Here is a 22,561-nt window from a genome sequence, read left to right as displayed (position 1 = left end):
CATGGGCTGGCTCCTGATCGTCCTCGTGGCCGTGCCCCTGGCGGGAGCGGCGGTCCTGGCCTTGCCCGCCTTCCGGGCCCGCGGCATCGCCGTCACGTTCGGGACCACTGTCTCCGGGGTGGCCCTCGCTCTCGCTCTGGCGGCCGTGGCGGCGTTCGCCGTGCCGTACGGCCAGGGCGGTTCCAGCAGTCCTAGCAGTCCCAACAGTCCCGGGGGCCCCAGCGGTTCCGACGGGGGCGGACTCGGCGGGGACATGCGGCTTCAGACCGACCTGCCGTGGATCCCCGGTCTGGACCTGCGGTTCCATCTCGGGGTCGACGGCATTTCGCTGCCGCTCGTCGTGCTGACCACGCTGCTCACGTTCCTGTGCTTCGTCCACCTGACCCGTCACCCCCCGGTGGGCGGACGGCCGAGGGCCCTGGTCGTCACGCTGCTCGTGCTGGAAGTCGGAATGGTCGGCACGTTCCTCGCGCTCGATCTGCTGCTGTTCTTCGTGTTCTTCGAAGTCGTGCTGGTCCCGATGTACTTCGTGATCGCCCTCTGGGGCGGCACGCGGCGGCGGGCGGCGGCGGTGAAGTTCATCCTCTACACGCTGCTCGGTTCCGCCGTGCTCCTGATCGGCCTGCTCGTGGTCTGGACCCAGGCGGGGACGCTCGACATGGTCGTGCTGGCCGAGCGCCATGGCGGCGGGATGTCCCGATCGGCACAGATTCTGGCGTTCCTCGCCATCGGGGCGGGGCTCGCGGTCAAGACGCCCATGTGGCCGCTGCACACGTGGCTGCCCGACGCGCACACCGAGGCCCCCACCGTCGGCTCCGTGCTGCTGGCCGGTGTGCTGCTGAAGATGGGATCGTACGGCTTCGCCCGGATCGCCATCCCGGTTCTTCCGGAGGGTGCGGCGGCGTTCGCCCCCTGGCTGGGCGCGCTGGCGGTGATCGGCGTCATCTACGGTTCGCTGGCCTGCCTCGCCCAGTGGGACCTCAAACGGATGATCGCCTACTCGTCCGTCGGCCACATGGGTTTCGTGCTGCTCGGGTTCGCGACCCTCACTCCCGTCGGCATGAACGCCGCGCTGTTCGCCAACGTCGCGCACGGGCTGATCACGGGGCTGCTGTTCTTTCTCGCCGGCGCGGTCAAGGAGCGGTACGGCACGGCCGACCTGGCCCGGCTCGGCGGGGGAATGCTCCGCCGGCTGCCGCACATGGGGTCGCTGCTGACCTTCGCGTGCGTCGCCTCGCTCGGGCTGCCCGGCCTCGCCGGGTTCTGGGGTGAGATGCTCGCGCTTCTGGGGGCGTTCCAGCCGGCAGCAGTGCTGCCCCGCCCGCTGTTCCTGGCGTTCATGGCGGTGGGCGGCGCCGGAGCGGTGCTGACGGCCGCCTACTTCCTCCGCATGCTGTCGCGGGTCACCCACGGCGTTCACGGGGTCGAGCCCGGGGGAGCGGTCGACGTCACGTCGCGTGAGCTGGCGGCCTGGGTGCCGCTGGTCGTGCTGATCGTGCTTCTCGGCCTGTGGCCCAAGGCGCTGCTCGCCGTCACCACGCCCGCGGTTCAGGCGGTCTTCACCTCGGGGACGGTGGCGCCATGAACAGCGCCCTGAACAGCGCCCTGAACAGCGCCCTGAACAGCGCCCTGAACAGCGCACTGAGTAGCTCATCGGGCAGCGCCCTGGGGACCGGAGCGGCTCCGGTAATCCAGTCGATCGACTACGCCGCCATCGCCGCGCCGCTGATCCTCGCGATCGCGGCAGGTCTCGTGCTGCTGCTCGACGCCTTCCTGCCGCGGCGGCCCGGCATGGGGAGGGCACTCGGACTGGTGGCGCTCGGCGGTGTCCTGGCGGCCCTCGTCGTCGTGGCGGTTCAGGCGGCGGCGAGCTCACGCCTTCCCGGCGGAGCGCGGCGCACGTTCTGCGTGCCGTCCTCGCTGGGCGGAGCGGGCGACGCCGTTTCGTGCTCATTCGTGGCCGACAGGTTCGCGCTGCTGTTCGCCGGGCTGGTGCTCGCCGCCGGAACGGTGATCGTGCTGCTGTCGATGACCGAGTTGTCCGGCGGGCGCATCCCGGTCGGGGAGTGGCACTTCCTGCTGCTCGCCACGCTCACCGGGGCGGTCCTGCTGCCGGCGTCCCGCGATCTGATCATGCTTGTGGTCTCGCTCGAGTTGGTGTCACTGCCGGTCTTCGCGCTGATCGGCCTGAGGCGTTATGACGGGCGGGCCTCCGAGGCCGCTCTGAAGCTGTTCCTGGTGTCCGTCGTCTCCACCGCGATCACGCTGTTCGGCGTGTCTTTGCTGTACGGCAGCACCGGCTCGGTGCATCTCGGCCGTCTCGCGAGAGCCTACGAAGCCGGACACGCCGCCGGGACGACCTCGGCGGTCACGATCGTGGCGGTCGTGCTGGTGGTGGCCGGTTTCGCCTTCAAGATCGCGGCTGTGCCGTTCCACACCTGGGCCGGGGACGTGTACCAGGGGTCGCCGGTTCCGGTGGCGGCGCTGCTGTCGGTCGTCTCGAAGGCGGCCGGTTTCGCCGGGCTCATTCTCGTCCTCACGACCGCACTGCCGAGCCTCGCCGGGGTGTGGACCCCGGTCGTCGCGGTCGTCGCGGCGTTGACCATGACCGCGGGGAACGTCCTCGCCGTTCGGCAGCGCCATGCCGTACGGCTGCTCGCCTGGTCGTCGGTCGCCCAGTCCGGGTACATCCTGACGCCGCTCGCCGCGGTCGCTTCCATCCGGGCCGAGACGTCCGGAGCTGGGATGAACATAACCGGGGCGTCCGAGATCGGGGCGTCGGTCGACGCCGCGGGCGGGGACAAGATCGGCGGGGCGGTAGCCGCGTCCGTCGCGTATCTGGTGTTCTACGCGGCGATGAACCTGACCGCCTTCGCGGTGGTCATGGTCGTCTCACGACGCCATGGCCGGAACGAGATCGACGATTATCGGGGACTCGTCCACCGGAGCCCGGCGGCGGGTCTCGCGCTCGCGTTCGCGCTGGTCTGCCTGGCCGGTCTGCCGCCCGGGCTCGCCGGACTGTTCGCGAAGATCGTGGTGTTCCGGGAGGTCGTCGGCGCCGGGCTCGGCTGGCTCGCCGTCGTGATGGCGGTCAACACCGTGATCGGGCTCTATTACTACATCGCCTGGACGGCCCGGCTCTTCACACCGGAGGCCGTGGGCGAGAGCCGTACCGGCTCCGTCCCCGGGACGTACGAGACCGGAGAAGGGGCCGGTTCCACCGTCTCCACCGTCTCCACCGTCCCCGCCGTCGTCGCCTTCGGCGTGGCCGTGCTCGTCTCCGTCGTTTTCTCCGTGGCCCCGCAGGTGGTGCTGTCCGCCGTCGGCTGAGCACGTCCCAGGACGCCGACGGGAACGTTCGCCCAGGCCATGCACGTTGGTATGGCGGAACACACCGCATCGGAAGGAGGGGGCGTGCACCGCAACGGTTTGCGCACGGCGGTCCTTCTGGGGGCTTTGTCCGCGTTGATCCTGCTGGCGGGGGCCTGGCTCGGGGGTGGCACGGGGGTACGGATCGCCCTGGTGGTCGCATTGGTGACGAACGGCGTCGCCTACTTCTTCTCCGATCGGATCGCGCTTTCCGCCATGCGGGCGCGGCCCGTGTCCGAGGTCGAGCAGCCGGTGCTCTATCGGATGGTCCGGGAACTGTCCTATGACGCCCGTCAGCCGATGCCCCGGCTCTATCTGTCCCCGACGATGCAGCCCAACGCGTTCGCGACCGGTCGTAACCCGCGCAACGCGGCGGTGTGCGTCACGCACGGCATTCTCGGCATACTCAACGAGCGCGAGCTCAGGGGGGTCATCGGGCACGAGCTGTCACACGTCTACAACCGGGACATCCTGATCTCGTCGATCGCCGGCGCGCTGGCCACGATGATCACGTACTTCGGCTATCTCGGGATGTTCTTCGGCTCCGATGACGACGAGGGGCCGGGTTTCCTGGGCACCCTGCTGTTGATGATCCTCGGTCCGGTGGCCGCGAGCATGCTCCAGATGGCCATCTCGCGATCACGTGAGTTCGCGGCGGACGAGTCCGGAGTCCGGCTGACGGGCGACCCGCTCGCGCTCGCCTCCGCGCTGCGCAAGATCGAGATGAGCGTCCGCCGGTTGCCGCTGCCGGAGAATCCCCGGCTCGCCTCCGCCGGTCACATGATGATCGCCAACCCGTTCCGAGGCGCCGGGATCGGACGGATGTTCTCAACCCACCCCCCGATCGCCGAGCGCATCGCCCGCCTCGAACGGATGGCCGGTTACCGTCGTTGAATGCCCAGGCGAGAGGGCATTACGGGTCACCCGGGCAGGTACCAGTTCCAGAGGTCGGACCGCAGCTTGAAGGAGTCGATCTTGATGGTGGCGCCGGTGGCCGGATCGAGGCCGCGGAGAGTTACGCCACGCAAGTTCATCTCGCGGTCGTAGCGCAGGGCCCAGAGAGTCAGGCCGCCCTCCGGCGTCCACCGGAGGCTGTACGGGTACTCATCCTTCGGGGCCGTGACGTTCACGTAGTCGCCGACCGTGTCGCTGGCGAGGTCGTAGGTGCGCAGCCGCTTCTTGGTGTCGGACACGTTGATGATCAGCGCCATCGAGGTGCCGTCGTCGGCCAGCGCGATCGGGGAGTTGTTGGCCACCACCTGGGGGACGACCTGGCTGTTCGTCCTGTTGCCGTTCAGGTCGTAGGCGGCGAACTCCGTGGTGTTCTCGCTCGTGACCCGTCTGGTGAGAACGTGCTTGCCGTCCGGGCTGAAGCCCTCGAACGTGAGGTTGCCCTTCAACTTTCCGATCTTCTTGCTGCGCAGGTCCACGAGCAGGCTCGGCAGCTTTCCCTTGCTGTCGCCATAGTCGATCATGATGATCTCGCCGTTCGGCGACAGGGTCAGCGCGACGTCGGTCATGGTGAGGCCCTTGGGCGGCTTGGCCGATGAGCCGGGCAGCATGTGGACCCGGCCCTTCGCGACGTCCCGGACGACCAGTTTGCCGTCCGGCTTCCGGAAGTACGCGATGCGGTTGCCATCGCCGCTGACCGTCAACGGAGCCATCGCTCCCTTGTCGACCTTGCCTTTGGCCGTCAGGGAAAAGACCAGCGCGTCGGTCAGGCGGACGTCCTTGCCGTTGGTGAGCGTGACGGTCCACGGGCCGCATGGAACGGTGGCGTCCCCCTTGCCGCACTGCTTCACCCAGACGTACCGAATCCGCTTGTCCGCCGAGGCGGTGGCGGTGCGGGCGGCGGATGCGGTGGAAGATGCCAGGGTGTTGCGTGCGGCCGAGGCGGTCACCGAGGTGGCGGAGGCGGAAACCGTGAGCGCCTGTGCCTGCGTCCCACCGACCAAGGCGACGGAGGCGACGGAGGCGGCCGCTGCCGCCAGGGTGAGGAGGGCTGGCTTTTTCATGGCGAGTCCTTTCGTTATCTCGGTAGATGCGGCTACCGGGCGAAAGGTTGCGTCACGAATGAGCCACGAAAGCCGTCGCCACGTACTCGCTTGTGCGGCTGCCCACTGCGGCCCACCGCGGCCCACCGCGGGTCACTATGACTTCCGCTTCTGCTTCGCATGGCAGCTGTAACCCTCGGGACGATCGGGTTCGAGGACGATCTGCTGGAGCACGGTCGCATCGATCGATCTGCGGAAGGTCTCCTGGTTCGCGCAGTCGTACAGCGCATAGGCGCCCTCGCGTTCGCCGAGCAGCAGCAGTTCCTCGCCGTCCCGCAGCGGCTCGCCGCTCTCGCGGTCGGTGGCGACGACCCATTGGTCCTGGAATCCGACCATGCTGAGCAGCAGGCTGGCCGGTTCGCCCTTCTCGGCGACGGCGAGCGCGTCGCTCTCCATCTGGCCCATCAATGCGAAACCCAGGCCGATGCCGGTGAACGCGGCGGCCACGATCTTCATCCCGGCTCGGCCCACCGGGCGCGAGCGCAGCAGCCGGAACGGCACGAGGAACGACAGTACGCCGATGGACACCGCGGTGATCACGATCGCGGTCAGCGTCGTGCCGTCGCCCAACCCCAGATAGCCCAGGAAGCCCCAGTAGGTCGCCCCGCACCACAGCGCTCCGACGGCGGCCGCCGCCCAGGGGCGCTGCCGTACGGCCTGGGCGAACCGGGCGAGCCGCCCGAAAGTGGCCTTGTCCAGCAGCCAGAAACCCGCCACCGCGACGCCGATGAGCAGTGTGCCGCCGATGACGAGCAGGATCAGGGTGCCGACCAGGCGGCCGAACATCGTCGCCTGGTCGATGCCGGCCTGTTCGGGGCTGACGTTGAAGATGCCGTAGACCTGCTGGATGCCGAGGTAGAGCAGGGCGTAGAGGGAGATGCCCACGGGCAGGATGACCGAGCCGCTGCGCTCGAGCAGGTCGACGACGCCGGCCTTCTCCTCGAGTTCCGGGTTGTTCATGGTTTTTTGTTCCACCTAGTGATCGTTTGTGCCGGAACATGATTGCATTCGGCATTTGTGATCACTAATCGGGTCTGCCGGAAAGACCCGGGTGGCCAGGCGCGTGTGTGGCGGAACGTCGGGCAAGCGTGGCCGACGGCCACGGCGACACCCGGCAGGATCTCCACCGCCGGGTATCGCCGAGCCGCCTTTGAGCTGGGCCGCCTTTGAGCTGGGCCGCCTTTGAGCTGGGCCGCTTTCGAGCTGGGGTTGCCTTTGCGTTGGTTCGCCGCGGAGCCGGGGACCTCAGTCACCGGGGTGGAGGACGCGGCGGAGGAACTCGCGGGTCCGCTCATGCTGAGGGTCGCCGATGACCTGCTGAGGCGGGCCGTCCTCGACGATCACGCCCTGGTCCATGAACACCACGCGGTCGGCGACCTCGCGGGCGAACGCCATCTCGTGGGTGACGACCAGCATGGTCATGCCGTCCTCGGCGAGTTGGCGCATGACCCCCAGCACGTCGCCGACGAGTTCGGGGTCGAGCGCCGAGGTCGGCTCGTCGAAGAGCATCAGCGTCGGGTTCATAGCCAGGGCCCGGGCGATCGCCACGCGCTGCTGTTGACCGCCGGACAGCTGGGCCGGATAGGCGTCAGCCTTCTCCAGGAGGCCCACCTTCTCCAGGTTCTCCCTGGCGATCCGCTCGGCCTCGGCGCGCTTGCGCTTGAGCACCCGCTCCTGCGCGATCATGATGTTGCGCACCACGGTGAGGTGCGGAAACAGGTTGAACTGCTGGAACACCATGCCGAGCCGCCGCCGCGCGGCGTCGATGTCCACGTCGGGATCGGTCAGCTCGATCCCCTCGACGACCACCCTGCCGGAGGTCGGCTGCTCGAGGAGGTTGACGCAGCGCAGAAGCGTCGACTTGCCCGACCCGGACGGCCCGATGACGCAGACCACCTGACCGGTCTCGACGGTGAAGTCGATGCCCTTGAGGACTTCGAGGCTGCCGAAAGACTTGTGCAGGTCCTTGATTTCGACCGTGCTCATCTGCCCGCCCCCTGACGCGCCTCCAGCCGCCTGGCGACGTAGCCCAGCGGGATTGTGATCAGCAGGTAGGTCACGCCGGCCACGAAGATCGGCGTCGGGCTGGCGTACGTGGAGGCCTGGTCGTTGCCGAACTTGGCCAGCTCCACCTGGCCGGCCGTGAGGCCGAGGAACAGCACCAGCGAACTGTCCTTGAACAGCAGGACCAACTGGTTGGTGAGCGGCGGGATCACGATCCTGACGGCCTGCGGGATGATGATCGACACCATCGCCCGCAGGTGCGGCATGCCGAGCGAGCGCGCCGCCTCCATCTGCCCCTTCGGGACGGCCTGCAGACCCGCACGGAACGTCTCGGCCATATAGGCGGCCGAGACCAGGCCGAGGCCGAGCGCCGCCTGACCGTACACTTCTCCTGGGACCTCGAACCCGGGGAAGGCGATCGGCAGGTTGATGATCATCAGGAAGATGACCAGGGCCGGCAGGCCGCGGAAGATCTCGATGTAGCCGGTCGCGATCCACCGGTACGGTGCGACCTGCGACAGCCGCATCAGCGCCAGCGGCAACCCGAGCACGAAGCCGAGGAGGTACCCGCAGACCGTGTAGATCACGGTGTTCTTCAACGCCACCGTGAACAGATCGGGCAGGCCCTTGGCCGCGACGTCGCCGTTGAGGAAGTTCTGGCGGATCTGCTCCCAGTCGGCGATCGCGACGAGGGCGACCACGACGACGACCAGCACCGCGTACTGGGCGCCCCGCCCGATCTGCTGCCTCTTGCGCGGGCTGAGCCCTCCCTTTGCGGGGAGGGCCGCCTCCTGCTCACTCACGGAATTCATGACGAAGTGGGGGGCTCAGTGCCGAACCACTTCTTGTAGATCTCGTTGTACGTGCCGTCGGCCTTGGCCGCGTTGATGACCTCGTCGACGACCTTGAGGAGTTCGGTGTTGCCCTTCTTCATGCCGACGCCGTACTGCTCGCCGGTGTCCAGGCTGGCGACCATCTCGAACTTCTCGCCGACGTCCGACTTCTTCAGCCAGGTCAGCACGACCGGGAGGTCCTGAATGATCACGTCGACGCGTCCGGCCTGCAGGCCGTTCAGCTCCTTGGGCGAGTCGGCGAACTCGACCGGGTCGTAGCCCTTGTCCTTGACGTACATGAGACCGGTGGTGGAGGCCTGGGCGCCCAGCTTGAGGCCCTTGGCCTTGACGTCCTCGAGCGAGGTGATGCCGCTGCCCTTCTTCGCCATCAGCGCCTGGGTGGAGTCGAAGTAGGGCACGGAGAAGTCGATGTTCTGCTTGCGCTCGTCAGTGATCGTCATGCCGGCCGCGGCGAGGTCGCACTTGCGGGCGTTCATCGCGGCACCGCTCTTGATGGCGGCGAAGTCGATGTCGACGATGTCCTGGGTCACACCGAGCTTCTTGGCGACGAGATCGACGATGTCCACGTCGAAGCCGACGACCTTGCCGTTCTCGTCGTTGAACTGGAAGGGCTCATAGGGGACGTTCGTGCAGGTCGTGAGCTTGCCGGGGTTGACCAGCTCGACGCCTCCGGCGGCTGAAGGGGCGGCCGAACCCTCCGCCGTGGTCGTGGTGGACTCTCCGCCACAGGCGGAGATCAGGAGAGCCGTCGCCAGCGCGACCGCGCCGATTCCCGCCGTTTTCCGATAAGTGGACCAGGGAGCCACACGGCCTCCTCAGTTCTTGGTGCGAGCCGTACTGCGTAGTAGGCGCAGTGTAGAGGACCTGAGGTGACGGCTTGGCCCCTGGTTGGGGAGGATGTGGTAACACACGCCTAACGGGGCTTGCCTGCGGTCTTTCGCCGATCTCCCCTTACGGACTCGTCGGTTCTTGGGACGGGTCCCGAGCCGAGCCCGGCTGGGGCGGCGCCGGCGGCGTCGTCTCGGTGAGGGCGTTGAACCGCCGGAGCATCCGGGCGAGCAGCCGTACGTCCTCCTCCGGCCAGGCGGCGAGCAGGGCGTAGAGCTGCTGCTGGCGGGCGGCCCGCGCCCGGCCGAGCCGCTGCCCGCCCTCCTCGGTCAGGACCAGCAGATGGGCCCGCCGGTCGAGCGGATCGGGCTCCCGGCCGACCAGGCCAAGCTCCTCGAGCACCTTCACCTGCCGGCTGATGGTCGCCTTGCCCACGCCCACATAGGCGGCGAGATCGCTGGGCCGTACGGGCGCGACCCGGTCGATGCGGACGAGCAGCCCGTACGCCCCGGGCTCCAGCTCGGGGTGCACATTACGCCCCATCTGAGCGGAGAGCGCGTGCGCGCGCCGGAAGAGGACGCCCAACTCGTGCTCTACCTCGCAGAACGCCGCGTACTCCTCGGCCGCCGCCAGGTCCGCCGGCTCCGGCATGGTCCGCCGCCTCCTCCCGTTGGGTCCGACCGACACGCCCCAACGTAGTCGGAATGATCAAATCGGGGGTGAAGATTACGCACGTGCTTCCGCGGTGGCCCGCTGGTGGAGGGCGCCGACGGTCTTGAGTGGGACCTCCTTGATGAAGACGATCGCGATCAGGGCGAGGCACGCGACCGGCGCCGTGTAGAGGAAAAGGTCGGCCGCGCCGTGGCCGTACGCCGCCTCGACGACGGTGCGGACCGGGGCGGGCAGCGAGGAGAGCTTGGGGATCGCGCCGTCGCCGCTCGCCGTGGCGTGCACGCCCAGCGCGGCCAGGCCGTCCCGCAGGTAGATCGCGACCCGGTCGCCCATCACGGCGCCGAGTGCCGAGACACCGATGGCGCCGCCGAGGGAACGGAAGAACGAGACCACCGAGCTGCCCACGCCGAGCTCCTCCGGCCGCACCTCGTTCTGCACGGCCAGCACGAGGTTCTGCTGGGTCATGCCGACCCCGGCGCCGACGAAGAACATGTAGACGGCGGCGAGCCAGTAGTCGGTGTCGTAGCGCAGCGTGCCCATGAGCGCGAACCCGGCGGTGAGGGAGAACGCCCCGGTGACCAGGAAGACCTTCCACCGTCCGGTGTTCGTGATGATCCGCCCGACGATGGTCGAGGAGGCCGCCAGGCCCAGGATCATGGGCAGGGTCATGAGCCCGGCCTTCGTCGGCGTCTCGCCGCGGGCGAGTTGGAAGTACATGCTGAGGAACGTGGTCGCGCCGAACATCGCGATGCCGACGAGCACGCTGGCGACCACGGCCAGGCTGAGGGTGCGGATGCGGAACAGGTGCAGCGGGACGATCGGCTCACGGGCCCTCGACTCCACCAGCAGGAAGAGCAGCGTCAGCACGACGGCGACGCCGACCATCGCCCCGGTCTGCCACGACATCCACTCGTACTTGTCGCCCGCGAACGAGACCCAGATCAGGAGTAGCGAGACCGCGGCGGTGATCAGCGTCGCCCCGCCCCAGTCGATGGTGACCTTGCGTCGCTCAACGGGCAGGTGCAGGGTCTTCTGCAGCACGATCAGCGCGATGATCGCGAACGGCATGCCCACGTAGAAGCACCACCGCCAGCCGAGCCACGAGGTGTCGACGATGACGCCGCCGATCAGCGGGCCGCCGATCGTCGCCACGGCGAACACCGCGCCGAGGTAGCCCGAGTAGCGTCCGCGCTCGCGCGGCGAGATCATCGCCGCCATGATCACCTGAGAGAGGGCGGTCATGCCGCCTGCCCCAAGGCCCTGGATGATCCTCGCGCCGATGAGCATCCCGGGGTTCTGCGCGAGGCCGGCGATCGCCGAGCCAATGACGTAGATGATCAGACCGATCTGGACCAGAAGCTTCTTGCTCGTCAGGTCGGCGAACTTGCCCCAGACGGGGGTGGAGACCGTGCTTGCCAGCAGAGCCGCAGTGATCACCCAGGTGTAGGTGGTCTCGTCCGCGTGCAAATCCGCAGTGATCGTCGGGAGTGCATTCGCCACCACGGTCGAGGACAGAATCGCCACGAACATCCCGAGGAGCAGCCCCGACAAGGCCTCCATGATCTTCCGATGAGTCATCGGGACGGCCGCCTCCTGGTGGCCGGTGGCCTTCCTTGTCCGGGTGTGTCGCCCCGTCGCCATAAAAGTCCTTTCGCTGGCCGCGCCGTACGGCATGGGCATGTGCCGGTGAACGGTGTGCGGGTCGTACGGCAGAGGGCTGCGGCGCGGTGTCGCGGCCGCCGAAATTGGTTTCCCCAGGCAAGTATATAAGATCATTGCCTAAGGCAACTGTTAAGGCGTGTGGAGGTGAGGTGGCGAGGAATCGTGGCGAGAGAAGAGGCGGGACCGCGGGATGGTCGCGGCGGCAGGCCGGGAGGAAAGCGAAAGGCCCCGGACCGTTGGGTCCAGGGCCTTCGGAAGCTTGGAGGTCAGCGGTAGTTCGTGAACTGGAGGGCGATCTCGAGATCCTTGCCCTTCAGCAGAGCGATCACCTCCTGGAGATCGTCCTTCTTCTTGGAGCTGACCCGGAGCTCGTCGCCCTGGATCTGGGCCTTCACGCCCTTGGGCCCCTCGTCCCGGATGATCTTCGAGATCTTCTTGGCGTTGTCCTGGTCGATGCCCTCCTTGAGGGCGACCATCAGGCGATACTCCTTGCCGGACAACTTCGGCTCGTCCGCATCGAGGATCTTGAGCGACAGGCCACGCTTGATGATCTTCTCTTTGAAGACGTCGAGCACGGCGCTCGCCCGCTCCTCGCTGTTCGCCTTGATCTCGACATTCTGCTGCCCGGACCAGGAGATGGTCGCGCCGGTGCCCCTGAAGTCGAAACGGTGCCCAACCTCCTTGACCGTCTGATTCAGAGCGTTGTCGACCTCCTGCCGGTCGATCTTGCTGACCACGTCGAAACTGCTGTCGGCCATCGGTGTCAGTGTCCTCTCCTCGTTCCCTCCGACATTAGTGGCCTTCGCGTGGCCAGAGCTCTTTGCGCATCACAACACGGGGCGCGAGCTCGATCCCGAGCGCCCGCTCATGCTCGACCAGGGCGGCCAGTTCGGGCCCCCACTGCTCGGGAGGCAGTACGGCGAAGCCCCGGCGGGCATACCAGGGGGCGTTCCACGGGACATCTCGGAAGGTCGTCAGCGTCACGGCCGGCGCGAGGGCGGCCGCCGCCTCGCACACGGCGTCGAGCAGCCGTGTCCCGATCCCCCGACGGCCGTGCTCCGGATGTACGGCGAGCTGATCAAGGTGCACGCAGTCGTCGACGCGTCCCAGCAAGGCGAAACCCGCCGGAGGCCGGCCCGCGACGATGACCCGCCCGGGATCATCGCATTCCTCGATCATCGTCGTTCCGGGCGGGAAGACGATGCCCACGTCGGCGAACATCGCGTCCGCGGCACGCTCCAGATCCGCCAGTCCCGCGAGGTCCTCGTGTCGCGCCCATCTGATCATTTCTCCACTATGGCCCGCGCTGTCGTCACGTGCGCCGATGTGGGCTCAGCGGTCGCCGGAGCCGCATCCAGGGACAATGCATGTCACGTGCACCCGGGAAGTCCGCTATTCTTCTACCTGTCGCCGCGAACGAGCGGATGACGAGGCAGGTTGCCCGAGCGGCCAAAGGGAGCGGTCTGTAAAACCGTCGGCTCAGCCTACCCAGGTTCGAACCCTGGACCTGCCACCAGCAACACCACAGCTCAGAGGCCCTCCGGGGCCTCTTCTGCTGTCCGGACATGTGCAGCCGTACGCCACGCTGAGCCGCCGTCTGTCGCTGGTCGCGCAATATATGCGCAATGATCTTGCTGACATCTTCCCAAGTCACGTATGGATTGCATGGTCCGGGTTTCGGTGACGCCGTAGGGCTGATCAGACTCAGCGTGAGGTTGCGCAGGGTGGCCGTGACTGTGGCTCGTTACCCATGTGGCCCTGGCGGGGTGCCTTCGTCCCAGGCAGTATCGCGGTAGCGGCGTCCGAGGTTCTCCACGCTCAGTAGCCGAAGGTGCGCGCTACGCTTCCAGTCTTTCGATCTCGTAGGCGATTGCGAATACATCCTCTGCTGTGATCAAGCCAGCTGTTGCGAGTGCCTGGACATGCTCCGCTAGAGATCTCCGGACGGCCTCTTTCCCTTTGCCGGATGGGTCTCCCTTGCCCCCGGAGCGTGCCAACTCCTGCCCGTAATACGCGGCCAACAGGTCTTCGAACTGCCTAGCTTCGGCGTTAAGTCGTTCTCCAAGCCCCTTGAGTGCTGCCAGAACGGGCTGAGCCTGGTAGATACTGGCCTTACCGGCGGACGGAAGCTTGTACTGCTCGAACATGCGCTGGATCGTGCGCAAGTCCCCGGGTACTGAGGCGATGACCACGGGCTCGAAGCCCTTCTGGACGGCTAGCTGGGCGACCTGTAGAGCAACGGCCTTCATCTGAGATTCGTTGGCTACCGTACGGAGACGTAGATCCCCGTCTGAGCCCTCCTGGATGAAGAAGTTGAGCCGGTCCATGCTGCTCCGCGAGGTTGGAAGCTCGCCCAGTAGGGAGAACATTGGGATCGAGGTGCTGTGATTATAGGGTGATCGTTACAGGTGCCTGCAATTCCCTTGAGCCCGCATGCTGCGGGCAAGGCCCACTGCGGAACGGTCGCGAGAGGCGGCCTCGTAGCCCGCATCACGCCGTCAGAGCATCATCAATCCTTCGGTTGGCGATCTCCTGTTGCCCGTCGATGCACTTGGCCGTAGAGGCGACTACCCCACCCCGCTCGCTCCGGAAGAGCCGCCCGTCCAGACCGAGACCGAACTCTTCGATGTGCAGCCGAAGGATCTTGACCAGGGTCGGCGGGACGGGAACGGGCCGTACGTCGTCACGGCCGCGATGCTTGAGCCCGCGTTCCTCGTGGGCGTCGCCGGTGTCGGTCCACTGGGTGTTGACCGCAGGCCGGGACACGTCGACGAGGAGGCGCCCCCAGCCGTGCTCCGGAAGGTGGCAGTCATCCTTGCGCAGGGCGACGGCCTCACCGGGGCGAAGAGCCGCGTAATCGTGCACCGCAGGGACGGAAGTGCCTACGCGGGAAGCAGGGTGAACGCGGGTACGTGAACGAAGCGGACCGCGGCGAAGTGGCGTACGTCGAGTGTGAACACCTCGTTGACCTTCAGACGCTCGGCCACTGCGACGACTGAGGCGTCTACGGCGCTGAGGGGGAAGTCCGCGTAGCGTTCGACGAGCGTGGCGACTCTGGAGAGGTCAGGCTTGGTCAGTTTGACGAGCGTGAACAGGTCCGACTCGAGAGCGCGGAGAATCGCGGCATCCGGAGCGGCGCCCCCGAATTGCGAGATTATGTAGCAGACTTCGGCCGTGACGAAGCTGGGGACGAGGAGCTCTCGGCGCGAATCGTGGAGGCGTTTGAACTCACCGACACAGCGTTCATGATCGGCATCGTCGGAGATCGTGGCGGCCACGAGCGGGCCGGTATCGACGACGATCACTCGTCGTGTCCGAGGCCCTCGGCAAGGATCTCCTCGGTACGGGCGGCTACATCCGAGCGGCCGGCACGGACGGAGCCGAAGAACGCCGGAGGCCATGAGTCGCTTTCGGCCTGCTCGGAGGAGTGGACCAGCCGCAGCGTGTGCGTGCGGATCTCGCGGAGCTGGTCTCCGGTGAGCTGGTCGACCAGCCGATGCATGTCCTCGTACTCTTCTGGGGCAGCAGCCGTCATGGATCCGAGTGCATGTGCTGAAACTGATCGTTTCCGAGTCGTGCAATATGCGTGCAATGGTCTTGACGACCAGGGCCGGACGAGCGAGCACCGGCGCAGGTCAAGAGTATCGAGGAGCCGGGAAAGGTCACGCGCGGTACAATCGTCGACTCAGCCTACCCAGGTTCGAACCCTAGACCTGCCACCAGCAGTTGAAAGAGACCCTGACCAGTAGAGGCGCCGGTCGGGGGTTTCTTCGTTTCCTGATCCGTCAGTATCCGTGATTCCCCGTGGCTGACCCCGGCTCAGGGCACACTCGGGGCACGGCCCTGATCCTCGTGTGTCGCCGCATGCCGCCTCTGCCCTGATCTTCCTGACGCACTGAGGTGAACTCCTGCTTGCAAACGGGAGCGAGTCACGACGTAGAGGGCTGCCCGCCGTGCTCAGGCGTGTGGTGGGAGATGCCAGCGTGGGGGCTGTGCGGCCCTGTTGCTGTGTTTCCTGCCGTACAGCAGGTGCCTGCGTAACTCACACTGAGCAGTGCGAAACCTCTCACGGGCCGTTGGGCACGTGTACCGTGATCGTGTGTCGTTGCTGCCCATGACGAGGGGTGCGCTCGATCGTCTGGGAGAGCGCCTCGCTTCGCATGGCCGGATACCAGAGGGCGATGCGCAGGAGTTCGCAGCTGTAGCCGAGGCATACCAGGACGCTCTGGATCAAGTGGAGCAGCATCTCGCTGGTTTGGGTTATGCGGCCAGCACTAGAGTCAAGACAACCGGAGTCTTGATCGAGAAGCTTCAGCGCGAGAGTAGTCGTCTAAGCCAAGTTCAAGATCTCGCAGGCGCGAGGATCGTGCTAGGCGATCGCCGGCAGCAGGACGAGGCAGTGGAGCGAATCACCCAACTCTTCAACGAGCGGTGCCCGAAGCCTTGCAAGGTGAAGGATCGACGGGTGGAGCCGTCGCATGGGTATCGTGCTGTGCACGTGATCGTCTTCTTAGACGGCATCCCTGTTGAGATCCAAGTCCGGACCGAACTACAGGACGTTTGGGCGCAGATCCTTGAGCGGCTTGCGGACCACTGGGGACGTGGGATCAGGTATGGAAAGCAGCCAGAGAGCCCGGAGGCCGTCGTCCGGATAGGTGCCCGTCAGGAGACTCATCGCGAACTACTCGATTCTCTGGGAAGGCTTGGAGACTTCATCGACAGGCTAGAGGTTCTTCGTCTCGCTGCTTTCGAAGTGGAGGACCGATTCCGGGACCTTCTGGAGAACGTCAACGAACTGCAGGCCGTCCTGGACGTCGATAGCGAAGCGGGGAGAGAGTTCGACATGGATCATGATGTCTGGGATCAACTGGTGACCGCCTATCAAGAGAGTATGCGGACGCTTGGGCGGGAAGCAGTTGTGCCTTCTCCACCTGGCACTGTGGAAGCGCTGCGAAGGTTGCTTGCCAACACCAGGGAAGCCCACGAAGCCAGTAGGCAGCACGTTCGGACTGGGACGGACGAGGTCGAAGCCGCCGCACGACATATCCTGAGTGAGTTCGCACTGGCAGCAGAAGAGGTGAGCGTAGAACCATGAACCACTATCTGTTGGTCTACGATCGCCGCAAAGGGCGTATCCTCCACAAGGAGATCTTCGATGACAGACGTGCTGCCCTGCGGGGACGCTTCGCCTCCGAGCGGCAGCACAGCGGAGACATAGATATCGAGGTCGTGGTGCTTGGCGCACGCTCATGGGAGGCGCTGAAGCATACGCACGCACGCTACTTCAAGTCAGTTCAGGATTTGGCGGCCAGCGCGCTTCAGTGATCTTCCGCGTCCCGTTTGTCCTGATCTCTCGTCTGCCGCGTGTCGACGACCGCGGCAGCATGGGAAGCGGCGATCCGGTGCCCGGCAACCGTCGCAGGAGAAGGTTGCTGCTCCTGGGCGGAGTCGCCGCCGTACTCGTCGTTACAGCGGCGGTGGTCGTCGCGGTGGCATTCCCCTCCGTCGCGGCCACGATATGCCCCGGCTGTTATCGGATGAAGTGGCTGGGACCCGGCCTGTACGTCGAGTCGGGCCTGTCGGATGCGCAGCGCCGGCAGGTGGTCGCGATCGCCGAGCGGGCGAATCAGCGGGTGAGCGACTTCTACGGCGGCAGGGAGAGTTCGCCGCGCATCCTCGCATGCCTGACGGACGAGTGTTACCGCCGGATCGGCGGCGGACGGGAGCGCGGCATCGCGGTGCTGGACCGCGCGGTGATGCTGTCCCCGCGCGGCGTCGATCCGGTGATCGCCGCGCATGAGCTGTCCCACGTCGAGCTCCACGCCCGACTCGGGGGAAGCGGAAGCCGGGTCCCGCAGTGGTTCGACGAAGGTCTTGCCGTCCTGGTCAGCGATGACCCCCGATACCTCGCCCCGAAGACAGCCGGGGACCGATGCCTGGTCGACTCCCGGGAGGCGCTTCCCGCGACCATCGCGGACTGGCTGGGGGCGGCGTCCGCAGATCAGTGGATGTACGGCAAGGCCGCATGCCAGGTGAGCAGAAAACTGGGGACGGACGACCCGCGGGGGGCAGCGCTGCGGCTGATCAAGCGCCTGTCGGGGGGAGACACCTTCGCGGCGTCGTGGTGAGGGAGCTATTTCTGGTCCGGAACGACGATGGTGATCTTGTCGCGGGTGAGGTCGATGCGGTTGGCGGGTGGGGCGCCATCGGTCTCGTCGTCGCGGAGCATCGTCTCGCTCTGCTGCTGTTCCAGTTGCGTCCGTTTCGTGGCGAGGAACGCGGCCGTGAACTCGTCGAATCCGCTCGCCGAGATGGAGCGGCCGGATTTCCGTACCTTCGCCGCCCACCTCCAGAGACGTTCGAACAGGGCCAGCACGATCAGCGCGCACGCCACCAGTTCCATGTCCTGACCCTACTCACGGACATCGCTGCTGCTGGGAAATCGACGGCAAGACGAGGTTGAGCGTGTGCGATTGTGGAGTGATGACGCGTGGTGTGGTCGTCGCCTGGTACGACGAGGAGGGGTGGGGAGTGCTCGACTCACCGGAGGTTCCGGGCGAGGTGTTCGCGCACTTCTCCATGATTTCCCAGCTCGGACGAGGTTACCGGTCGCTGTCACCCGGTCAGCACGTGCACTTCACCTGGGAGGACCGCCCTCAGGACGGGTACGCGTTCAGCGCGATCGAGATATTCATCGCAGGGGAGGCCCCGTCCTGGGGCCGGGAGACCGAGAATTCCGGCCCGGGATATTCGAGCAGCTTTCACGTCGAATTCGACGACGTCTGATTCTGGTTGCGGCTGCGGCGAGAGCGACGGCGGATGAGTGGCCAGGCCATCAGCACGGCCGCGATGACACCGAGTCCGCAGCGCACTGCGAGCACACCCGCGAGGCTGGGTCCGCCCCAGTCGTTTCGATACGTCGCCGGGTCCGACATGTCGAGGACGAACGGCGCGATGATGGCACGGGCGACCAGATAGGCGCCCACGGCATAACCCAGCAACTCAATGATCTTCCGCATGACACCACCGTACGTTCTCGGTCCGTCCAGCGCGTCACGAAAAGCCTGAAATGAACTACCGCCGTTACGACATTCGTACGGTGACCGTCGTCGACGAGCCGGCCAGGTCCGCGAGACGGCCGAAGGTCAACCTGAGTCTCTCCCCGGTTATGGCGCTCACCAGGTCGTCAACCGGCGACGGGTGAACCCCGGCGACCGGCTGGTCCCAGGTGACGGTCAACCCGCTCAGATCACATCGCGGGTCCGACACGGTCAGCGTCGCCGTACCGTCGCCGATCTCCCTGACCAGAACCGCGCACGGACCGTCGGCGGTCAACCCGCCCACGGTTCCGGCGGTCCAGAAGCTGACGGCCGTGATGCCGAGCGACGGAACCCGGACTGCCTGCCGGCGGGCCGTGTTGGCGAGCACCCGCACCCATCCGGCGTCGGAAGCCCGGGCACGCGTCCGCGCCAGGCTCGCCCCCGGCAGGAGCAGGTAGAAATAGTCGGCCGATGCCGGGTCGACGCCGTGGTCGAGCCAGAGCGTCACATAGCTCCGGGTCGTCGAGTCGCCCTTACGCTCCTCGCGCAGCCTGTGCATCCGCCCGCCGCCTGACTGCGCGGGCAGGACGTAGCCGCCGTGCCCCTCCAGGTGGGCCCAACCGGCGGCCTCGTGCACGATCAACGTCGCGTCGGTCCTCCGGTTGTCCACCACGGTCTCGACGGGGACGCCGTCGGCGCAGGTGATCCCGGCGCCCAGGCAGACCACCGCGTCATCAAGGAAAAGCCACGACTTGAACGCCTCCAGGCTGCTCTCGAAGCCGTGCAGATGCTGTCCGATCATGGCGTACGTGCCATCGGTGGCACCGCCCACCCAGCGGGCCGGCGGGCAGGTTTCACCCCACTCCTCGCCGGCGCCGTCGGGCAGTCGCCGAGTGGAGACGGTCGTGCCGGGCAGTCGGTACGGATCGACCGTCTGCCAGTAGCCGTCCGAATACTGGTCGCCGTGGCCGTCGCCGGCCCACCAGCAGAGCATCCCCGAGCCGGTGTGCCAGCCCCGCAGGTTCTCGCCGTTGCCGTACTCATAGTGCGCGACCCGACTGGAGGCCATGCTGAGCGCCGCGCACCAGTCCGGCCCGCGGTGTACGGCACGGGCACTGCTCGGAAGCAGCCGGTGGCCGGCCGGCTCGCTCGCCGCCGGGAGCGCGTCATCGGTCATGATCGCGTCGAGCCGGGCATGGAACCCCAGATCGCTGTTCAGGGCCGCCTTGAGCATGGGCCTGCCGCTGTCCCGCACCGCCCACCCCTTCACCATGCCCCGCCATCGGACCCGCTCAAGCGCCGGGGCCGCCTCGCTCAACAGCAGGATCGCGGCGGCGATCTCGCGTCCCCGCCGGTGGTCGCCGTACGGCTCCCGCCCTATCCCGCGCCCCCGGACGACGTCCATGCAGAAACCGTCGTGTACGAACGGCGCATAAGACTTCTCCACGAGATCGAAAACGAACTGCCTGTTCCGGGCGTCGATCTCCCATGGTGAGCCGCGCAGCACCGCGAGCAGCGTCGCGACGCCGGTCAGCAGCACGGCGCCGTACCCGCCCTGGTAGGGGACCGTCGTGTGCTGCAGGAAGGAGCCGTCCCGGTGGAACCCGTCCCCCTCGTCGACGTAGGAGAACACCGGGGCCAGCGCCGCGACGGCCAGCGCCGCCCTGCCGGGGTCCGACCCGAGGACGGCGCGCAGCAGGGTCACCATGCACAGGTCGACGCGGTTCGCCCCGGTGCTGGTGCCGCTGTAATCGTCCAGGCGGCATTTCGGGACGAAATGGTCCACGGCCTTCGCCAGCGCCCCGCCCTGCTCGTCCGTCAGGTGGGAACCGATCAGCACTGCGGCGTCGAGCAGCCTTTTCGGGACGCCGATCTCCCAGTCCCACCAGTTGCCGACCGGGTCGGCGCCCGCGACGTACACGTGCCGCCGGTAGTGGTCGATGCCGGCCGCGACGGCGGCGCCCAGGCTCGCGTCGCCGGTCACCCCGGTCCCCGGCAGGACGTACGCGCGGGCCATGGCCAGCAGCCGCGCCGGGATCCGGGTGAAGGAGGGAAACGCCAGATCGGGCCAGAGCGACGTGCCCGTCGGTGCCATGGCGTCCCGGTGCCGGGCAGCCGTTCGCCCCAGCGCCGCCAGGCGGTTCCGGTACGGCTCGGCCGCCGCGTCGAACCCCGATCCCGCCGTCACATCCCGCCAGTTGCGGCGCAGCAGGGCGAAGGCATCCGTGAAGGAACCATCCCGCGCCCGGTCGACCATTTCTCCGACGTGTCCGGCGCATGAGGCCCGTACGGCACAGGCCACCGGGATGAGCACTCCAGCCGCGGCGACCCCGCCGAGCTGGAGAAACAAGCGCCTGGAGTGCCGGGTCCGCCCATTCAGCCGGTTCACGCGAAGATTATCACGTGAAAATCCAACTAAATGGAGCTAAAGACGGATTATCCGACTCGGCCGGGAAGTTTCAGGATGTGCTCACTGGGTGATGGTCCAGCCGCCGTCGACGGGGAGGACGACGCCGTTGATGTACGCGGCGAGCGGCGAGAGCAGGAACAGGATCGCATGCGCGATGTCGTCGGGGTCGGCCATCCGGCCCAGCGGGATCCGCTGCAGGACGCGCTGTCCGACCTCGCTCTCCGCGAAGCCGGTCAGTCGCGGCGTGTCGGTCATCCCGGGGGCCACGGCGTTGCTGCGCACCTCGTGACTGCGGTATGCCGCGAGATGCCGTGTGTACCCGGCGATCGCGGCCTTCGCCGCGCAGTACCAGTCCGATGAGGTGCCGACGACGTTGCCGGCGACGGAGGCGACGTTGACCAGGGCGGCGCCCGCGGGTGTGCCACCGGACAGCCAGGCGTCGGTCATCCGGCGCACGCTGCCCACCGCGATCCGCAGCGCCTCGTCGAACTCGAACTCGTCCGCCGAGGAGGGCCCGGCGTTGTTTACCAGGTACCGGATCGCCCCGAGCCGGCTGCGGCTCGCGGCGAACCCCGCCGCGATGTCCGCCGGGTTCGACACGTCGGCGCTGACCGCGATCGCCGTGCCGCCGCCTTCGGCGATGCGGGCGACCGTGGCGTCCGCCGCCGTCCCGTTGAGATCCCAGGCGGCCACGCGCAGGCCGAGTTCGGCGGCCCGGAGGGCGGTCGCCCGGCCGATGCCGCTCCCGGCGCCGGTGACGAGGACGACGTCCCCGGCGGTGAACCCCAGATGAATGCCGTTCGCCACGTTCACTCCTGATCGTTTCCGTCGCTTCAGACGCCGTATCCGCCGTCCACGTCGAGCTTCTGACCTGTGACGAACCGGGCCCGGTCGGAGGCGAGGAAGCAGACCGCTTCCGCGACGTCGTCGGCGGACCCGAAGGTCCGGAGCGGGATGTTGCCCATGGCGACGTCGAGGGCCCGCTGGTCGAGGTCGCCGGAGGCCTGCAGACGGGCCGACATGCCGTCGGTGAGCATGCCGGGGCCGACGCAGTTCACCCTGACGCCGAAACGGCCCTCCTCGGCGGCGAGTCCGCGGGCCAGCGCTTCCACGGCGCCCTTGGGCCCGGCGGACAGGCCGTCGCGTACGGGATACCGGCGGGTGGCCGCGGTGGTCACGGCGACGATCGATCCCCGGGTCTCGCGCAGGGCGGGCAGTGCGGCGGCGGCGATGGTGAAGAAGCCGGACACGTCGGCGTGGAGCTGGTCGGCGAGCTGCTCGGGGCTGACCCGGGAGAGGTGGATCATCGGCACGTGCGGGCCCGCCGCGTGTACGAGTGTGTGGATCGCGCCGAACCTCTCGAGGATCGATTCGACGTACGCCCGCACCGCGTCGGCGTCGGTCAGCGCCACGCGTTCGGCCGCCGCCGTGCCGCCCTGCTCCGCGATCTCGGCGGTCAGCGCCTCCGCGCCCGTGGAGTTGGACCGGTAGGTGAACGCGACGGCCGAACCCCGCCGGGCCAGGTGACGGCAGACGGACGCGCCGATGCCGCCGGTTCCTCCCGTGACCAGAGCCACGCCCGGCCTGCCTTCGAAGTCCCTCACCGCACGAGCCTCCCAGCGTCATACACAAGCAAACGCTTGGTAATAGCAGACACTAGTGGACGGC

General features: G+C 67.4%; 26 protein-coding genes and 1 tRNA gene. 8 read left to right on the top strand and 19 right to left on the bottom strand.

The annotated features are described in order from the left end of the window. The first annotated feature begins 1 nt into the window (after position 1). From Mth01_RS06380 to htpX, 3 genes are all read left to right on the top strand, one after another. Positions 2-1,585 carry a complex I subunit 4 family protein gene (locus Mth01_RS06380; RefSeq protein ID WP_204012916.1) on the top strand — a complete coding sequence of 528 codons (1,584 nt, stop codon included), beginning with the start codon at positions 2-4 and terminating at the stop codon, positions 1,583-1,585. Next, entirely contained in the window at positions 1,582-3,330 is a 1,749-nt protein-coding gene (locus Mth01_RS06375; protein ID WP_204012913.1) for an NADH-quinone oxidoreductase subunit N, read from the top strand. Before Mth01_RS06380 ends, Mth01_RS06375 begins: the two co-directional genes overlap by 4 nt. Before the next feature lie 84 nt (positions 3,331-3,414). Continuing rightward, complete coding sequence (gene htpX, locus Mth01_RS06370) at positions 3,415-4,263, top strand: zinc metalloprotease HtpX (RefSeq protein ID WP_204012910.1); 849 nt, start codon at positions 3,415-3,417, stop codon at positions 4,261-4,263. Positions 4,264-4,289: 26 nt separating this feature from the next. Here the strand turns inward: htpX and Mth01_RS06365 are convergent, their stop codons facing one another. From Mth01_RS06365 to Mth01_RS06325, 9 genes are all read right to left on the bottom strand, one after another. Next, positions 4,290-5,384 carry a hypothetical protein gene (locus Mth01_RS06365; protein ID WP_204012907.1) on the bottom strand — a complete coding sequence of 365 codons (1,095 nt, stop codon included), beginning with the start codon at positions 5,382-5,384 and terminating at the stop codon, positions 4,290-4,292. Positions 5,385-5,519: 135 nt separating this feature from the next. Continuing rightward, positions 5,520-6,398 (bottom strand): hypothetical protein, encoded by an 879-nt coding sequence (locus tag Mth01_RS06360; protein WP_204012904.1) that lies wholly within the window; start codon positions 6,396-6,398, stop codon positions 5,520-5,522. Between the two features lie 270 nt (positions 6,399-6,668). Beyond that, positions 6,669-7,409: an amino acid ABC transporter ATP-binding protein gene (locus tag Mth01_RS06355; protein ID WP_204012901.1), complete on the bottom strand. Its 741-nt coding sequence runs from the start codon at positions 7,407-7,409 to the stop codon at positions 6,669-6,671. Continuing rightward, on the bottom strand, positions 7,406-8,239 hold the full coding sequence (locus tag Mth01_RS06350) for an amino acid ABC transporter permease (protein WP_204012898.1): 834 nt from the start codon (positions 8,237-8,239) through the stop codon (positions 7,406-7,408). Before Mth01_RS06350 ends, Mth01_RS06355 begins: the two co-directional genes overlap by 4 nt. Then, positions 8,236-9,087 (bottom strand): ABC transporter substrate-binding protein, encoded by an 852-nt coding sequence (locus tag Mth01_RS06345; RefSeq protein WP_204012885.1) that lies wholly within the window; start codon positions 9,085-9,087, stop codon positions 8,236-8,238. The genes Mth01_RS06350 and Mth01_RS06345 overlap by 4 nt, the downstream gene beginning before the upstream one ends. A gap of 145 nt (positions 9,088-9,232) precedes the next feature. Next, entirely contained in the window at positions 9,233-9,760 is a 528-nt protein-coding gene (locus tag Mth01_RS06340) for a MarR family winged helix-turn-helix transcriptional regulator (protein ID WP_204012882.1), read from the bottom strand. A 75-nt stretch (positions 9,761-9,835) separates the two neighbouring features. Continuing rightward, positions 9,836-11,359, bottom strand: coding sequence for an MDR family MFS transporter (locus Mth01_RS06335; RefSeq protein ID WP_239089412.1), 1,524 nt, complete (start codon positions 11,357-11,359; stop codon positions 9,836-9,838). Positions 11,360-11,709: 350 nt separating this feature from the next. Further along, entirely contained in the window at positions 11,710-12,201 is a 492-nt protein-coding gene (locus Mth01_RS06330; RefSeq protein ID WP_204012876.1) for a YajQ family cyclic di-GMP-binding protein, read from the bottom strand. Between the two features lie 34 nt (positions 12,202-12,235). After that, the gene (locus Mth01_RS06325) at positions 12,236-12,730 is read right to left on the bottom strand and encodes a GNAT family N-acetyltransferase (RefSeq protein WP_204012873.1); all 495 of its coding nucleotides are present in this window, start codon (positions 12,728-12,730) and stop codon (positions 12,236-12,238) included. A 144-nt stretch (positions 12,731-12,874) separates the two neighbouring features. On the opposite strand from Mth01_RS06325, the gene Mth01_RS06320 reads away from it, so the two are divergent. Continuing rightward, a tRNA-Tyr gene (locus Mth01_RS06320) sits at positions 12,875-12,959 on the top strand. 322 nt (positions 12,960-13,281) lie between these two features. On the opposite strand, the gene Mth01_RS06315 is transcribed toward Mth01_RS06320, so the two are convergent. The 5 genes from Mth01_RS06315 to Mth01_RS06295 form a co-directional block, all read right to left on the bottom strand. Continuing rightward, a complete protein-coding gene (locus tag Mth01_RS06315) occupies positions 13,282-13,770 on the bottom strand; it encodes a hypothetical protein (RefSeq protein WP_204012865.1) in 489 nt (162 codons plus the stop codon). A gap of 163 nt (positions 13,771-13,933) precedes the next feature. Beyond that, positions 13,934-14,308, bottom strand: coding sequence for a site-specific integrase (locus Mth01_RS06310; RefSeq protein ID WP_239089411.1), 375 nt, complete (start codon positions 14,306-14,308; stop codon positions 13,934-13,936). A gap of 17 nt (positions 14,309-14,325) precedes the next feature. Further along, positions 14,326-14,748, bottom strand: coding sequence for a type II toxin-antitoxin system VapC family toxin (locus Mth01_RS06305; protein WP_204012863.1), 423 nt, complete (start codon positions 14,746-14,748; stop codon positions 14,326-14,328). Further along, positions 14,745-14,978 (bottom strand): hypothetical protein, encoded by a 234-nt coding sequence (locus Mth01_RS06300; RefSeq protein WP_204012849.1) that lies wholly within the window; start codon positions 14,976-14,978, stop codon positions 14,745-14,747. Before Mth01_RS06300 ends, Mth01_RS06305 begins: the two co-directional genes overlap by 4 nt. Positions 14,979-15,509: 531 nt before the next feature. Then, positions 15,510-15,689: a hypothetical protein gene (locus Mth01_RS06295; RefSeq protein ID WP_204012848.1), complete on the bottom strand. Its 180-nt coding sequence runs from the start codon at positions 15,687-15,689 to the stop codon at positions 15,510-15,512. Between Mth01_RS06295 and Mth01_RS06290 the strand changes: the two genes are divergently transcribed. From Mth01_RS06290 to Mth01_RS06280, 3 genes are read left to right on the top strand one after another with little or no spacing between them, the layout of a single operon-like run. Next, positions 15,678-16,538, top strand: a complete 861-nt coding sequence (locus tag Mth01_RS06290) for a RelA/SpoT domain-containing protein (RefSeq protein WP_275408897.1) — start codon at positions 15,678-15,680, stop codon at positions 16,536-16,538. The two genes, Mth01_RS06295 and Mth01_RS06290, sit on opposite strands and share 12 nt — an antisense overlap. Then, the gene (locus tag Mth01_RS06285) at positions 16,535-16,768 is read left to right on the top strand and encodes a hypothetical protein (protein WP_204012844.1); all 234 of its coding nucleotides are present in this window, start codon (positions 16,535-16,537) and stop codon (positions 16,766-16,768) included. Before Mth01_RS06290 ends, Mth01_RS06285 begins: the two co-directional genes overlap by 4 nt. A gap of 59 nt (positions 16,769-16,827) precedes the next feature. Continuing rightward, positions 16,828-17,571, top strand: coding sequence for a hypothetical protein (locus tag Mth01_RS06280; protein WP_204012842.1), 744 nt, complete (start codon positions 16,828-16,830; stop codon positions 17,569-17,571). A gap of 5 nt (positions 17,572-17,576) precedes the next feature. On the opposite strand, the gene Mth01_RS06275 is transcribed toward Mth01_RS06280, so the two are convergent. Then, positions 17,577-17,846 (bottom strand): DUF6191 domain-containing protein, encoded by a 270-nt coding sequence (locus Mth01_RS06275; protein WP_204012838.1) that lies wholly within the window; start codon positions 17,844-17,846, stop codon positions 17,577-17,579. Positions 17,847-17,926: 80 nt separating this feature from the next. Between Mth01_RS06275 and Mth01_RS06270 the strand changes: the two genes are divergently transcribed. Further along, positions 17,927-18,229, top strand: coding sequence for a cold-shock protein (locus tag Mth01_RS06270; protein WP_204012835.1), 303 nt, complete (start codon positions 17,927-17,929; stop codon positions 18,227-18,229). Here Mth01_RS06270 and Mth01_RS06265 read toward each other — a convergent pair. The 4 genes from Mth01_RS06265 to Mth01_RS06250 all read right to left on the bottom strand — a co-directional run bounded on the left by Mth01_RS06265 (position 18,205) and on the right by Mth01_RS06250 (position 22,497). Beyond that, a complete protein-coding gene (locus Mth01_RS06265; RefSeq protein ID WP_204012832.1) occupies positions 18,205-18,462 on the bottom strand; it encodes a hypothetical protein in 258 nt (85 codons plus the stop codon). The two genes, Mth01_RS06270 and Mth01_RS06265, sit on opposite strands and share 25 nt — an antisense overlap. Positions 18,463-18,526: 64 nt before the next feature. Next, a complete protein-coding gene (locus tag Mth01_RS06260; protein ID WP_239089410.1) occupies positions 18,527-20,872 on the bottom strand; it encodes a polysaccharide lyase 8 family protein in 2,346 nt (781 codons plus the stop codon). Between the two features lie 81 nt (positions 20,873-20,953). After that, entirely contained in the window at positions 20,954-21,700 is a 747-nt protein-coding gene (locus Mth01_RS06255; RefSeq protein WP_204012829.1) for an SDR family NAD(P)-dependent oxidoreductase, read from the bottom strand. 26 nt (positions 21,701-21,726) lie between these two features. Further along, a complete protein-coding gene (locus Mth01_RS06250) occupies positions 21,727-22,497 on the bottom strand; it encodes an SDR family NAD(P)-dependent oxidoreductase (protein WP_204012825.1) in 771 nt (256 codons plus the stop codon). Between the last annotated feature and the right edge of the window lie 64 nt (positions 22,498-22,561).

It is taken from the genome of Sphaerimonospora thailandensis (assembly GCF_016863115.1).
In the GTDB taxonomy this organism is placed as follows: domain Bacteria; phylum Actinomycetota; class Actinomycetes; order Streptosporangiales; family Streptosporangiaceae; genus Sphaerimonospora; species Sphaerimonospora cavernae.
Note: the sequence above shows the minus strand (reverse complement) of the source record. Positions and strands in the feature narration are given on the sequence as shown.